Genomic DNA, 12,730 nt, shown 5'->3' with positions numbered 1-12,730 from the left:
CTCCCCCGGACGTCGCCGGGGATCGCGTGGTTCACGGGCCAGGCGTGGCCCTCCCACGTGAAGGACCCCGTCCTCCTCAGCCCTCGCTCGCTCGGGCCGAGCCTCTGGACGAGGCCGTTCCATCGGGTGTCAGTTGGTGACGGTGATGCCCATCGACCGGGCGGTGCCGGCGATGATCTTCTCGGCCTGGTCGAGCGAGTTGGCGTTGAGGTCGGCCATCTTGGTGGTGGCGATCTCGCGGACCTGGTCACGGGTGACCGTGGCGACCTTGGTCTTGTGCGGCTCGCCCGAGCCCTTCTCGACACCAGCGGCCTTCAGCAGCATGCGCGCCGCCGGCGGGGTCTTGGTGACGAACGTGAAGGACCGGTCCTCGAAGACCGAGATCTCCACGGGGATGACGTTCCCGCGCTGCGACTCGGTCGCGGCGTTGTACGCCTTGCAGAACTCCATAATGTTGACGCCGTGCTGGCCCAGCGCCGGACCCACGGGCGGGGCGGGGGTGGCCGCACCGGCGTTGATCTGGAGCTTGATGACCGCGGTCAACCGCTTCCTGGGGGGCATGCTTCCTTCTCCGGTTCAGATCGGGTGGTGAGGTCTTCGGGCCTGTCGCTCAGATCTTCTGGACCTGGCTGAACGAGAGCTCGACGGGCGTCTCGCGGCCGAAGATGGAGACGAGCACCTGCAGCTTCTGCTGCTCGGCGTTGATCTCGTTGATGGTGGCGGGCAGCGTGGCGAAGGGGCCGTCCATGACGGTGACCGACTCGCCGACCTCGAAGTCGACGACGGCGGCCGGCGCGGCGGCGGCGCCGCCACCCGTGCTCGCGGCCGCGGTCTCGGTGGCCCGCGGAGCCTGCGGCGTGGTGGCCGGGGCGAGGATCTTCACGACCTCGTCGATCGTCAGCGGCGAGGGCTTGGAGGTCGCGCCGACGAAGCCGGTGACGCCGGGGGTGTTGCGCACCGCGCCCCACGACTCGTCGTTGAGCTCCATGCGCACCAGCAGGTAACCCGGCAGGACCTTGCGGTTGACCTGCGAACGCTTGCCGTTCTTGATCTCGGTGACCTCCTCGGTGGGCACCTCGATCTGGTAGATGTAGTCCTCCACGTCGAGGGACTGGATGCGCGCCTCGAGGTTGGTCTTCACCTTGTTCTCGTAGCCCGCGTACGAGTGGACGACATACCAGTCACCGGGGGCGATCCGCAGCGCCTTGCGCAGCGCCTCCACCGGGTCCTCGTCCTCCTCCACCGCGACGTCGGAGTCCTCGGCGGGCGCGGCCTGGGGGTCGGTGGCCAGGGTGTCGGGGTCACCGGTCTCGATCTCCGGCGCCGCGTCGGCGACCTCGCCGTCGGAGATCGCAGCACCCGCGGCCAGGTCGGCGGTGTCGCCGGACCCCTCGGCGGCACCGGCCTCGCCGGCGCCGGTCTCGACATCAGCGGTGCCGCGCTCGTCGAATCGGGCGTCGTCCAGGTCGGTGCCCTCGACCGCGTTGTCGGTCTCGAAGGGCTCGCGGGGGTCCGTCACAGGGGGTCTCTTCCTTGTCAGGGGGCGTTCAGGCGCGGGGGCGGGTCAACCGAAGACGGCGAGCACGCCCTGCGCGAAGAGCAGGTCGAGGCCGGCCACCAGCGCGACGATGAACGCGACGAACACGATCACCACGGTCGTGTAGGTGATCAGCTCCCGCCGGCCGGGCCAGATGACCTTGCGCAGCTCGGCGACCACCTCGCGCAGGAAGCGCATGATCGAGCGGCGCGGCCGCATCTCCTCGGCGCGCGCCCGCTCGGCCGCGGCCCGCGACCGGGTCGGGGAGCCCTCGCGGTCCGACGCCGTGACCGACCGCGCGGCGCGGCGGGAGGGCGCGGCGGCCTCGTCGTCCTCCTCGCCGTCGGCGGTGATCCGTCCCCGTCGGCGGGCGGCCCGGTCGCCCCGCGGCGCGGCGACGACCTTGTCCTCGTCGGCCTCGGCCTCGCCGGCCACCTCGTCCTCGGCGGCCTCCAGCGCGGCGGCGTCGTCGACACCCGGCGCCTCGCGGTCCAGCTGCTCGTCGGTGAGCTCGGCGTCGGAGGCGGCGCGCGCGTCGTCGTCGCGGCCCGGCTTCTCGTCGCTCACTGCGCCTCGCTCGCCTCGTCGGTGGTGGCCACTCCCGCGAGGGCCGTCGGTCGGTCGTGCCGTGTCCTGCTGGCAGGGGTGACAGGACTTGAACCTGCAGCCTGCGGTTTTGGAGACCGCTGCTCTGCCAATTGAGCTACACCCCTGTGCCCTGGGTGGGCCCCGGGCGTCTCGCCGCCACGCCGGCACCGGCCCCGAGGTGGGATCCGGGGCACGCCGGTGGCGGGGTCAACAGGCCCCGGTGCCAGCCAGTGTACGGGACCGCGGCGGCGGGGAGCCAACGTCCCACCGGGGGCCTCCCTCGCGGGAGCACCCGCGCGCGAGGGAGGCCCGCTCGGGACCGGGCGGGCGACCCCCAGGGCGTGGTCTTTGACACGATGGGTCCCATGACCGACGCCTCCGCCACGGAGACCGCCCGCACCTCCGAGCTGCCGCCCGCCGCGCGCCGCATCTCCCGTCGCATCGGCGCCATCGCCGAGTCCGCGACGCTGGCCGTGGACGCGAAGGCGAAGGCCCTGAAGGCCGCCGGGAAGCCGGTGATCGGCTTCGGCGCGGGCGAGCCGGACTTCCCGACGCCGGACTACGTCGTCGAGGCCGCGATCACCGCCGCCCGGACGCCGTCGATGCACCGGTACACGCCCGCCGGCGGCCTGCCCGCGCTCAAGGAGGCGATCGTCGCGAAGACCGCGCGCGACTCCGGCCTGCAGCTGACCCCGGCCCAGGTGCTGGTGACCAACGGCGGCAAGCAGGCGGTCTACGAGGCGTTCGCGACGATGCTCGACCCCGGCGACGAGGTGCTGCTGCCCGCGCCGTACTGGACCACCTACCCCGAGGCCATCCGGCTGGCCGGCGGCGTCCCGGTGCCGGTGGTGGCCGACGAGCAGAGCGGCTACCTGGTCTCGGCGGCGCAGCTCGAGGCCGCCCGCACCCCCCGGACGAAGGCGCTGCTGTTCTGCTCGCCGTCCAACCCCACCGGGGCGGTGTACCCGCCCGAGCAGGTGGAGGAGATCGGCCGCTGGGCGCTCGACGCAGGCCTCTGGGTGCTCACCGACGAGATCTACGAGCACCTGACCTACGGCGGGCTCACCGCGCCGTCGATGCCGGTGCTGGTGCCCGAGCTCGCCGACCGCTGCATCGTGGTGAACGGGGTCGCCAAGACCTACGCGATGACCGGGTGGCGGGTGGGCTGGATCGCCGGCCCGGCCGACGTCGTCAAGGCGGCGACCAACCTCCAGTCGCACGCGACGTCCAACGTCGCCAACGTCTCCCAGGCGGCGGCGATCGCCGCGCTGACCGGCGACCTCTCGGCGGTGGCCGAGATGCGGACGGCGTTCGACCGGCGCCGGCGGACCATCGTGCAGATGCTGCGCGAGATCCCCGGCGTGGCCTGCCCCGAGCCGCACGGCGCCTTCTACGCCTACCCGTCGGTCAAGGGCCTGCTCGGCCGGCCGATCGGCGGGCGCACCGCCGAGACGAGCGCGGAGCTGGCGGAGCTGATCCTCGAGCAGGCCGAGGTCGCGGTCGTGCCGGGCGAGGCGTTCGGCACCCCCGGCTACGTCCGGATGTCGTACGCGCTGGGCGACGAGGACCTCGTCGAGGGGGTCTCGCGACTCCAGCGGCTGCTGTCCACGGCCGGCTGACCGCGGCCGACCACGACCCGGGCGTCAGCCGGGACGGACCACCGCACGGGCGAGGGAGAGGACCTTCTCCCCCTCGCTCGTGACGGTCAGGTCGACCCGCACCCGCCCGTCGTCCAGCAGGGCGGCCACCGTGCCGCGGACGGTCAGCTCGGCGCCCCGGTCGTCGTCGGGGACGACGACCGGGCGGCCGAAGCGGACCTGGTAGTCGAGCAGCGCTGCCGGATCACCGGTCCAGTCGGTGACCGCCCGCGCGGCCAGCGCCATCGTGAGCATGCCGTGGGCGATGACGCCGGGGAGGCCCACCTCGCGGGCGACCCGCTCGTTCCAGTGGATGGGGTTGAAGTCGCCCGAGGCGCCGGCGTAGCGGACCAGGTCGGCGCGGGTGACCCGCACGACCAGCTCGGGGAGCTCGGTGCCGACCTCGGCGGTCATGCCGCCCCCCGCGCGACGAGCATCGAGGTGGCCGTGCAGACCGGCTCGCCCTCCGCCGTCGCCAGCTCCACCCGGGCGGTCAGCAGGTCGTTGCCCGCGACGGTGCGGGCCGCGTCGATCGTGGTCGTGGCGACCAGCCGGTCGCCGGCGCGGATCGGCCGGTGGTGGGCGAACTTCTGCTCACCGTGCACGACCCGGCTGTAGTCCAGACCCACCTCGTCGTCGGTGAGCACCACGAACGCGGCCTCCAGGCTCACCACGATGGCGAAGGTCGGCGGCGCGATCACGTCGCCGTGGCCCGCGGCGCGGGCGGCCTCGACGTCGTGGTGCACCGGGTCGGTGGCCCCGACCGCGGCCGCGAACTCGGCGATCTTCGCCCGGCCGACCTCGTAGACGGCAGAGGGCGGGTAGCTGCGCCCGACCAGTGCCCGGTCCAGCGCCATGCTCCCGCCCTCGCTCAGCAGCCGGGGACCGTCAGCGGGTCTCGCGGTGCAGGGTGTGCTTGCGCTCGCGCGGGCAGTACTTCTTCAGCTCGAGCCGGTCGGGGTCGTTCCGCCGGTTCTTGCGGGTGATGTAGTTCCGGTTCTTGCACTCCTGGCAGGCCAGGGTGATCTTCGGACGGACGTCGGTGGCTGCCACGGGAGCGCTCCTAGCCTTGTGGGACAGGCCCCGGGTCCGGGACCTGCTGCCGCACCGACCGGAGGCCGGAACGGCGACGGACCCGGCTTGCCGGGTCCGTCGGGAGTAGCGGTGACCGGACTTGAACCGGTGACACAGCGATTATGAGCCGCTTGCTCTACCAGGCTGAGCTACACCGCCGGGATGACCACGCGGGCCGGTCTCGCGACAGGACCGGTCGGTCGGGTACTGCCAGAGCCCCTTTACGGAATCGAACCGTAGACCTTCTCCTTACCATGGAGACGCTCTGCCGACTGAGCTAAAGGGGCGTGCTCCGAGGAGCCGTCGAAGACTCTACCTGATGCCCGGCACCGCCTCGCAGGGGGTCCCGGCGAGCCCCGTCACGTCCGCACGTACAGGCGGCGGTGAGTGGCGCCGGGCGCAGCGGATCGGACGCCGGTGCGCGCGAGCAGCCACTTCTCCAGCCGGTCCTCCGGCAGCGGGCGGCTGATCAGGAAACCCTGCAGCTTGTCGCAGCCCATCGCGATGAGCTGGTTGCGGGTCATCTCGTCCTCGACGCCCTCGGCCACCACGCACAACCCGAGGTTGTGGGCCAGCTCGATGATCGACCGCGCGATGAAGGACTCCCCCTGGCTGGTGGCCATGGACAGCACGAAGGACTTGTCGATCTTCACCTCGTCGATCGGCAGCTGCCGGAGCTGGGAGAGCGACGAGTAGCCGGTGCCGAAGTCGTCCATCGACAGCCGGAGCCCCAGGCCGTGCAGGTCCTCCAGCACGGCGCTCTCCCGCACCGAGTCGTCGACGACGCTGCTCTCGGTGAGCTCGAGCACCAGCAGCTCACCGGGGACGCCGTGCCGCTCCAGGGCGCCGCGGACGCGGTCGACCAGGTCGGGTTCGCTGAGCGAGAACGCCGACACGTTGACCGCGACCGACAGCGAGATCCCCTGGTCCAGCCAGCGCCGGCAACGGGCCAGCGCGAGATCCAGGACGTGGTCGGTCACCGCCCCGATCCGGCCGATCTGCTCGGCGAGCCCGATCACGTCCTCGGGCGGGATGCTGCCGAAGCGCGGGTGGGTCCAGCGGACGAGGGTCTCCACGGACACGATGTCGGAGGTCTGCGCGTCGATGACCGGCTGGAAGACCACGCCGATCTGCCCGTCGGCCATCGCCTGGGCGAGCTCGGTGCCCAGCTGCAGGCGGCGCAGGCTCTGCTGGTCGAGCACCGGGTGGTAGCTGGCGACGCCACCGGACTCCCCGGCCGCCAGCAGGGCGACGTCCGCCCGCTGCATCAGGGTGCCGGCGTCGGTGCCGTGCTCCGGCGCCGCGGCGACGCCGATGGTCAGCGAGACCTCGAGGTCCAGCCCGGCCACGCGGACCCGCGTGGCCGCCGCCTCGCGCAGCCGCCGCGCGGCCTGCTCGGTGGCGGCCAGCGAGAGCCCGGGGAGGAGGACCGCGAACTGCTCGCGCTCCATCCGGGCCAGCAGGGCGCGCGGCGGGGCGTGCTCGCGGAGCAGGCCGGCGGTGACCAGGAGCAGCTCGTCGCTGGCGGCGTGCCCCAGGGTGTCGGTGACGTCGGCGTAGGTGCCGAGGGAGGCGAGGATGAGCCCCGCCCCGGGGCCGGCGGGCTGCGCGGTGAGCAGGTCGTCGATCTCCGCGGCGAGCCGCTGGCGGTTCGGCAACCCGGTGAGCCGGTCGTGGTCGGCGTCGAAGCGGATGCGGGTCAGCAGTTGCTGCTGCCGGATCGCCGCGTTGACGTGGGTGAGCATCGACTCCAGCGCGCCGCGCTCGCTGCGGCCGAAGGACACGATGTCGCTGCGGCGGTCGCAGACCTCGAGGTAGCCCGGTTCACCGGCGGCCGTGGTCACCGGTGCGCCCAGCAGCTCGGACACGCCCCGGCGCGCCAGCGCGGCGGTGTCGCGCTCGTCGGCGCGGCCGGCCGAGACGCGGATCGCCCCGCCCGTGGAGCCGACGGCGCGGCGGCGCAGCGGGTCGTCGGAGTCGCCGGGTCCGTCGTACCAGTCCGCACCGTCCTCGGCGGCCACCACCAGGCGGGGCCCCTCGTCGAGGTAGGGCGGCAGCCAGAGGGCCACCCGCTCGGCGTTGAGCAGCTCGCGCACGGCCTGGACGATCTGCCGGGTGCCGGCGTCGTCGGGCGCCACCTGCTCGACCCGGCGGGCGAACTCGTAGACCCGCTCGAGGGAGTGGCTCTGGCGGGTCACCCCGGCGAAGCGGCGGTAGACCAGCACCAGCGCGACGACCAGCGGCACGACCAGGAGCAACGACCACGCGGTCGTGTGCAGCAGCAGGAGGATCGCCAGGCCGATCGTGACGGCGACCGGCTGCACCACCACGACCGGGACGAAGAGGCTGGTCCAGATCGCCCGACCGGGATACCCCTGGGTGAGCGTGATCGCCGCGGCCACGAGGCCTGCGCCCACGACGTTCGCGGCGAAGACGGCGACCAGGCTGGACAGCCAGGTCGAGGGCGTGGCGAGGCCACCGGTCGGCAGCACCGCGAGGATCGCGGTGGCCACCCCGGCCTCCAGCACGGCCACGGCGGTGTTGAAGACGACCTTGGCCGTGGGGAGCCGGTGGGCCAGCAGGACGACGGCGACCGCAACGGCACGCGTGGCGGCCGTCCACGCGCCACCGACCTCCAGGAGCGCGATGACGAAGGCCACCTCGCTCGCCGAGCTGTGGAAGCTCTGCCGGCGGAACTCGACGTGGACGTTGACGCCTTCCGCGGCGACCGAGGCGAAGAGCACCAGCAGGAGTACCGCGGCCGGGACGACCAGCGGCTGGCTGGTGAGCAGCAGCGCGGCCACCGGGCAGGCGAGCGACAGCCCGAGCAGCGCCGGCATCCACGGACTGCGCACCGCGGGCGGCCGGCGAGGCTCGCGAACGTGCTGCTCAGGCTCCTGCAACTGCGCTCTCTCCCGGGTCGTGGGGCGGGCGAAGGCTAGCAGCGACCTCGATCACCGCCAGCCTCGTCCGCCCCGGAAGAGTCAGTCGACCCCGGTGCAGGACAGCGCGTTCATGGGCAGTGACGCTCCGGGGCTCCGCTTCTCGGAACGGCCACCCGGGAGACGCGTGCGGAAGGTCAGGACGACTGACGGGTCCACTTGACGCCGCGGGTCCACTTCACGCCGCGGGTCCACTTCACGCCGCGGGCCTGGGCGGTGCACTGCACGGTGCTGTTCATGACGTCTCCCTGTGGGCACGACTGATTGGCTGAGCGGCAGCCATCCATACGCGCGGGGGCAGAGCGTCGTCGAATACGGACCGCGCGGGAGACACTCCTTCCCGTCACGGGTCCCCACAAGCATCTCGATCACGACACGCCGCCGGAGACGCCATGTCGTGACCATCCGCCACCCTTTTCACACGCCAAGTGATCCACTTCACCGGCGCGCGGGCCCGCGGCCGGCCACCGGACGTCACGTCGTCCACACCCGCCGACCGGAGGACACGGGGACGGGTGAACCTCCGTCCACAGTGTCCACAGATCGTGTCCACAGGCAGTGGACGACGGCGGGCGGCTGCTTACGCTCCCGCGCGTGCACCCCGACCGAGACGACCGCGAGCGCGGCTCGACGCTCCCGTTCGTCCTGGTCTGCTGGCTCGTCGCGGCGCTCATGGCCTTCGGGGCGATCGCCGCGTCCGACGCCTTCCTGGAGCAGCAGGAGGTGCAGTCGATCTGCGACGGCGCGGCCCTGGCCGCCGCCAACCAGGCCGACGAGGCGGTCGTCTACGCCCACGGGGTGGGCACCGAGCTCCCCCTCACCCGCGCCGCCGCCCAGGCCGCGGTCGGCGACCAGCTCGCCGACGGCGGGGTCACGCTGGACAGCTGGGCCGCGGAGACCGACGGCGCCGAGGTGACCGTGCGCTGCACCCGCCACGTGGACATCGCCTTCGGCTGGCTGTTCCTGGGCGGGCAGCAGCTCGAGCGCACCGCCGTCTCCAGCGCGCGGGCCCCGACGACGCCCTGATCCGGGCGGGGAAGCGCGACGGCCCCCGACCTGGTGGTCGGGGGCCGTCGTACCGGGCGTGGCGGGTGAAGGATTCGAACCTTCGTAGGCTAAGCCGACGGATTTACAGTCCGCTCCCATTGGCCACTCGGGCAACCCGCCGCGATGGGTACGCGGGAGAGAGTAACAAGCCAGGGGCCCGGCACGTGACGGGTCCCCACCGACGGGGCGTCCGGACGCCCCGTCCCGCACGGAGAGGAAACGACATGGCCGACTCATCCTTCGACGTCGTGAGCAAGGTCGACCGCCAGGAGGTCGACAACGCCCTGAACCAGGCGGGCAAGGAGCTCTCCCAGCGGTTCGACTTCCGCGGCACCAACGCGACCATCGCGTGGGCCGGCGAGGACGGCGTCACGCTGCAGGCCGACACCGAGGAGCGCGTCTCGGCGGCCCTCGAGGTGTTCAAGGAGAAGCTGATCAAGCGGAACATCTCGCTCAAGGTGCTCGACGCCGGTGAGCCCCAGGCCTCGGGGAAGACCTACAAGATCGGCGCGCGGATCAAGCAGGGCATCGAGTCCGACACCGCCAAGAAGATCGCGAAGCTGATCCGCGACGAAGGCCCCAAGGGCGTCCAGGCGCAGATCCAGGGCGACCAGCTGCGCGTGAGCGGCAAGAAGAGGGACGACCTGCAGGCGGTGCAGCAGCTCCTCCGCGGCGCCGACCTCGACGTCGCCCTCCAGTTCGACAACTACCGCTGAGCCGCCGGGGGCCGGCTCTCGAGGGCCGGCAGCCGGGGGCACGGCTCCGGGCGGCGGGCCCGGTCGCTGCGCGCCGGGCCGTACTCTCGGGAGCCGGCGTCCACCCCGGGCGCCCGACGACCCCCGGAAGGCCGCAGTGACTGCCCGCAGCAAGATCGCCGCCCTCGGCGGCGCAGTGGCCGTCGGCGGCTTCGTCGTCCTCGCGGCGAACTACGTCCCGCCCAACGAGCGCGCGCAGGTCGGCGAGGGGGTCGAGCTGCTCAGCGGCTCCCTCGTCGGCGCCGGTTCCAGCGCCCAGCAGGCGGCCATGCAGGGCTGGACGGCCGGGTTCACCGCCGTCCAGCCCCGCGTGGACGTCAGCTACGACCCCATCGGCTCCGGCGGCGGCCGCGAGCAGTTCCTCGCCGGTGGCACCGACTTCGCCGGCTCCGACGCCGCTCTCGACGAGGAGGAGCTCGCCGAGGCCGAGGAGCGCTGCGGCCCCTCGGGCGTGTTCGAGCTGCCGAACTACATCTCCCCCATCGCCGTCGTCTACAACCTGCCCGGCGTCGACGGGCTCAACCTGTCGCCCGCGACCCTGGCCGGGATCTTCGACCAGCGGATCACCCGCTGGGACGACCCGGCGGTCGCCGCCGACAACCCCGGCACGGGACTGCCCGACCTGCCGGTCGCCCCGGTGAACCGCGCGGACGAGTCCGGGACCACCGAGAACTTCACCGAGTACCTGGCCGAGGCGGCCGACGGCGCGTGGCCGCACGAGCCCGACGGCAGCTGGCCGGTGCCCGGTGGCGAGGCGGCCCAGGGCAACTCCGGGGTCGTGGCCGCCGTCCGCGGCGGCGAGGGCACCATCGGTTACGCCGACCTCAGCCAGGCCGGCGATCTCGGCATCGCCGACATCGGCGTGGGCGGCGAGTTCGTCGCCCCGTCACCCGAGGCCGCCGCGGCCGTCGTGGAGAACAGCCCGCGCCTCGAGGGCCGCGGTGAGCACGACGTCGTCATCGAGCTGAACCGGGACACCACCGGCTCCGGCGAGTACCCGATCGTGCTGGTCAGCTACCACATCGGCTGCATGGAGTACGACGACCCGGCGGTCGCCGAGCGGCTGCAGGCCTTCATGGGCTACGTGGTCAGCCCCGAGGGGCAGCAGGCCGCCGCCGAGGTCGCCGGGTCGGCCCCCATCTCCGACGGCCTGCGGGCGCAGGCGCTCGCCGCGATCGACGCGGTCCGCGCGACTTGACGTCCGAGTCGGCCGCTCAGCGCTGGCCGAGCTCGCGGGCCATCTGCTCCAGGCGGGCGATCCGCTGCGGCATCGGCGGGTGGCTGGCGAACAGCGAGGCCAGGCCCTGCCCGCGGAACGGGTTGGCGATCATCAGGTGGCTCTGGGTGACCAGCCGCTCCTCCTGCGGCAGCGGGCGGGCCGCCGTCCCGCGCTCGATCACGCGGAGGGCGTCGGCCAGCGCCAGCGGGTCCTGCGACAGCTGGGCCCCGGAGGCGTCGGCCTGGTACTCGCGGCTGCGACTCACCGCCATCTGCACCAGGCCGGCGGCCAGCGGGCCGAGCAGCATGAGCAGCAGGCCGCCGAGGGCGTTGCCGCCACCCCGGTCCTCGTCGGAGCGGCCACCGAACAGCGAGGCGAACATCGCCATGTGCGCGAGGTAGGTGATGACCGTCGCCATCGCCCCGGCGACGGAGCTGATCAGGATGTCCCGGTTGTAGACGTGCGACAGCTCGTGCGCGAGGACGCCGCGCAGCTGCCGCCGGTCGAGCAGCTCGAGGATGCCCTGGGTGACGCAGACCGCCGCGTTGCGCGGGTTGCGGCCGGTGGCGAACGCGTTGGGCTGGTCGGTCGGGCTGACGTAGAGCCGGGGCATGGGCTGGCGCGCCTCGGTCGCGAGCTCGCGCACCATCGCGTACAGCTGCGGCGCCTGTGTCTCGGTGACCGGGAAGGCCCGCATCGCGCGCAGCGCCAGCTTGTCGGAGTTGAAGTAGGCGTAGCCGTTGACCCCCAGCGCGACGACCAGGGCGATGACCAGCCCGCCGCGGCCGCCGATCAGGGCGCCGGCCATGAGGATCAGCCCACCCATCAAGCCGAGCAGGAGGGCGGTCTTCAGTCCGTTGGTCATGCGCTGCACGTCCGGTCCAACGCCGCGCCGGAGGTGGCCGTTCCCTGCACGGGTGCGCCCACTCCCTCGCCGTGGTGAGGGACACCGGTCGCCTGTCCGGCGACCTGGTCCGCGAGTCGGCGGACCGCCGCGACCCTGCAGCGCCGTCTCGTCGCCCGCGAAGCCCCGCCCGCGGTGGCGCCCGCCCCGCGCGCGGGGGTCACGGATGCGTGGACGCCGAGGAACGCGGGGGCTGCGTGCGTCCACTCACGCGGGTGTGGTCCGGACCGAGCCGACGAGCGGACTACCGTGGACGTGCCCGTTCGCACAGCGACGGGAAGTGAGCCCGGCAGCCCTCCGGACGGTCGACGAGCCGCAGCCCCCGGGTCGGCTCGCGACCGCTGAGGGACCGACCGGAGCTCAGCCCTCCACCGCGGTGGGGGAGGCGCCGACCGGCGCGCCGTCCACCCACGGGCGGGACGAGTGCTTGGCCTTGAAGTAGTCGCCACCCTTGCGGACGGCGTCGTCGGTGCCCCACGCCTGCGGCACGTCGGAACGCTTGATCATCTGCGGGATGTGCTTCGAGCAGTGGATGTAGGCCTCGACCACGTCCACCCGCACCCACCGCTCGGGCTTCCGCCCGCCGTCCTGCAGGAGCGCGTCGAGCACGCCGACCGGCAGCGCCCCCTGCGCCAGCAGGTCCTCGTTCTCCAGGATGGCCGCCCGACCGTTGACGTGCAGCCCGATGGCGTCCCCGCAGAAGTCGATGAACAGCAGCCCGATGTGGCGGTTCTCGACGATGTTGCCGAGGCTGGCCATCACCCCGTTGCCCCGGTATTCGGGGTAGGCGAGGGTGCGCTCGTCCAGCACGCAGACGAACCCGGGAGGGCCGGCGCGGAAAGAGCAGTCCGCCTCGCCGCCGCCGTCGGCGGTGGCGACGAAGACCATCTCCATGCGGGAGATGTACTCCCGCATCTGGTCGTTGACGTGGTCGAGCATCTGGTGGTTGTAGAAGCCCCGGGCGCGCGGCTTGGTGCCGAAGCGGTCCTGGAGCAGGTGCTCACCGAAGGAGCCGGGCATGGGAAGT

Annotated in this window: 13 protein-coding genes and 4 tRNA genes; 4 read left to right on the top strand and 13 right to left on the bottom strand. The window is 72.9% G+C overall.

The window, feature by feature from the left end:
- Positions 1-129: 129 nt before the first annotated feature.
- From rplK to E9529_RS01005, 4 genes are all read right to left on the bottom strand, one after another.
- Complete coding sequence (gene rplK, locus E9529_RS01020; protein WP_236829268.1) at positions 130-561, bottom strand: 50S ribosomal protein L11; 432 nt, start codon at positions 559-561, stop codon at positions 130-132.
- Positions 562-610: 49 nt separating this feature from the next.
- A complete protein-coding gene (nusG, locus tag E9529_RS01015; protein WP_236829267.1) occupies positions 611-1,519 on the bottom strand; it encodes a transcription termination/antitermination protein NusG in 909 nt (302 codons plus the stop codon).
- Positions 1,520-1,564: 45 nt separating this feature from the next.
- The gene (gene secE / locus E9529_RS01010; protein WP_236829266.1) at positions 1,565-2,104 is read right to left on the bottom strand and encodes a preprotein translocase subunit SecE; all 540 of its coding nucleotides are present in this window, start codon (positions 2,102-2,104) and stop codon (positions 1,565-1,567) included.
- 70 nt (positions 2,105-2,174) lie between these two features.
- Positions 2,175-2,250, bottom strand: a tRNA-Trp gene (locus E9529_RS01005).
- Between the two features lie 240 nt (positions 2,251-2,490).
- On the opposite strand from E9529_RS01005, the gene E9529_RS01000 reads away from it, so the two are divergent.
- Positions 2,491-3,744, top strand: coding sequence for a pyridoxal phosphate-dependent aminotransferase (locus tag E9529_RS01000; RefSeq protein WP_236829265.1), 1,254 nt, complete (start codon positions 2,491-2,493; stop codon positions 3,742-3,744).
- Positions 3,745-3,768: 24 nt separating this feature from the next.
- On the opposite strand, the gene E9529_RS00995 is transcribed toward E9529_RS01000, so the two are convergent.
- From E9529_RS00995 to E9529_RS00970, 6 genes are all read right to left on the bottom strand, one after another.
- Positions 3,769-4,176, bottom strand: a complete 408-nt coding sequence (locus E9529_RS00995; protein WP_236829264.1) for a MaoC family dehydratase — start codon at positions 4,174-4,176, stop codon at positions 3,769-3,771.
- On the bottom strand, positions 4,173-4,619 hold the full coding sequence (locus E9529_RS00990) for a MaoC family dehydratase N-terminal domain-containing protein (protein WP_236829263.1): 447 nt from the start codon (positions 4,617-4,619) through the stop codon (positions 4,173-4,175). The genes E9529_RS00995 and E9529_RS00990 overlap by 4 nt, the downstream gene beginning before the upstream one ends.
- Before the next feature lie 31 nt (positions 4,620-4,650).
- Positions 4,651-4,815: a 50S ribosomal protein L33 gene (gene rpmG, locus E9529_RS00985; protein WP_014378026.1), complete on the bottom strand. Its 165-nt coding sequence runs from the start codon at positions 4,813-4,815 to the stop codon at positions 4,651-4,653.
- A gap of 106 nt (positions 4,816-4,921) precedes the next feature.
- Positions 4,922-4,995 (bottom strand) — tRNA-Met (locus E9529_RS00980).
- Positions 4,996-5,050: 55 nt separating this feature from the next.
- Positions 5,051-5,123: transfer RNA gene (locus E9529_RS00975), tRNA-Thr, on the bottom strand.
- A 72-nt stretch (positions 5,124-5,195) separates the two neighbouring features.
- The gene (locus tag E9529_RS00970; RefSeq protein ID WP_236829262.1) at positions 5,196-7,676 is read right to left on the bottom strand and encodes a bifunctional diguanylate cyclase/phosphodiesterase; all 2,481 of its coding nucleotides are present in this window, start codon (positions 7,674-7,676) and stop codon (positions 5,196-5,198) included.
- 696 nt (positions 7,677-8,372) lie between these two features.
- Here E9529_RS00970 and E9529_RS00965 point away from each other — a divergent pair.
- Positions 8,373-8,804 (top strand): pilus assembly protein TadG-related protein, encoded by a 432-nt coding sequence (locus tag E9529_RS00965; RefSeq protein ID WP_236829261.1) that lies wholly within the window; start codon positions 8,373-8,375, stop codon positions 8,802-8,804.
- Positions 8,805-8,863: 59 nt separating this feature from the next.
- Here the strand turns inward: E9529_RS00965 and E9529_RS00960 are convergent.
- Positions 8,864-8,945 (bottom strand) — tRNA-Tyr (locus E9529_RS00960).
- A 104-nt stretch (positions 8,946-9,049) separates the two neighbouring features.
- Here E9529_RS00960 and E9529_RS00955 point away from each other — a divergent pair.
- Positions 9,050-9,541 (top strand): YajQ family cyclic di-GMP-binding protein, encoded by a 492-nt coding sequence (locus E9529_RS00955; protein ID WP_236829260.1) that lies wholly within the window; start codon positions 9,050-9,052, stop codon positions 9,539-9,541.
- 136 nt (positions 9,542-9,677) lie between these two features.
- Positions 9,678-10,778: a phosphate ABC transporter substrate-binding protein PstS gene (pstS, locus tag E9529_RS00950; protein ID WP_236829259.1), complete on the top strand. Its 1,101-nt coding sequence runs from the start codon at positions 9,678-9,680 to the stop codon at positions 10,776-10,778.
- A 16-nt stretch (positions 10,779-10,794) separates the two neighbouring features.
- Here pstS and htpX read toward each other — a convergent pair whose 3' ends face one another.
- Entirely contained in the window at positions 10,795-11,664 is an 870-nt protein-coding gene (gene htpX / locus E9529_RS00945; RefSeq protein ID WP_236829258.1) for a zinc metalloprotease HtpX, read from the bottom strand.
- A 399-nt stretch (positions 11,665-12,063) separates the two neighbouring features.
- Positions 12,064-12,723 (bottom strand): pyridoxamine 5'-phosphate oxidase family protein, encoded by a 660-nt coding sequence (locus tag E9529_RS00940; RefSeq protein ID WP_236829257.1) that lies wholly within the window; start codon positions 12,721-12,723, stop codon positions 12,064-12,066.
- Positions 12,724-12,730 lie beyond the last annotated feature (7 nt).

The sequence above is a fragment of the Blastococcus sp. KM273128 genome, from assembly GCF_021698975.1.
In the GTDB taxonomy this organism is placed as follows: Bacteria; Actinomycetota; Actinomycetes; order Mycobacteriales; family Geodermatophilaceae; genus Blastococcus.
The sequence above is the reverse complement of the archived record's forward strand: the minus strand, read 5'-3'. Positions and strand labels throughout refer to the sequence as shown.

Coding starts and splice junctions, on each gene's coding strand:
- rplK (WP_236829268.1), bottom strand. CDS start 561: ATGCCCCCCAGGAAGCGGTTGACCGCGGTCATCAAGCTCCAGATCAAC.
- E9529_RS01000 (WP_236829265.1), top strand. CDS start 2,491: ATGACCGACGCCTCCGCCACGGAGACCGCCCGCACCTCCGAGCTGCCG.
- E9529_RS00995 (WP_236829264.1), bottom strand. CDS start 4,176: ATGACCGCCGAGGTCGGCACCGAGCTCCCCGAGCTGGTCGTGCGGGTC.
- E9529_RS00990 (WP_236829263.1), bottom strand. CDS start 4,619: ATGGCGCTGGACCGGGCACTGGTCGGGCGCAGCTACCCGCCCTCTGCC.
- E9529_RS00970 (WP_236829262.1), bottom strand. CDS start 7,676: ATGCCGGCGCTGCTCGGGCTGTCGCTCGCCTGCCCGGTGGCCGCGCTG.
- E9529_RS00955 (WP_236829260.1), top strand. CDS start 9,050: ATGGCCGACTCATCCTTCGACGTCGTGAGCAAGGTCGACCGCCAGGAG.
- htpX (WP_236829258.1), bottom strand. CDS start 11,664: ATGACCAACGGACTGAAGACCGCCCTCCTGCTCGGCTTGATGGGTGGG.
- E9529_RS00940 (WP_236829257.1), bottom strand. CDS start 12,723: ATGCCCGGCTCCTTCGGTGAGCACCTGCTCCAGGACCGCTTCGGCACC.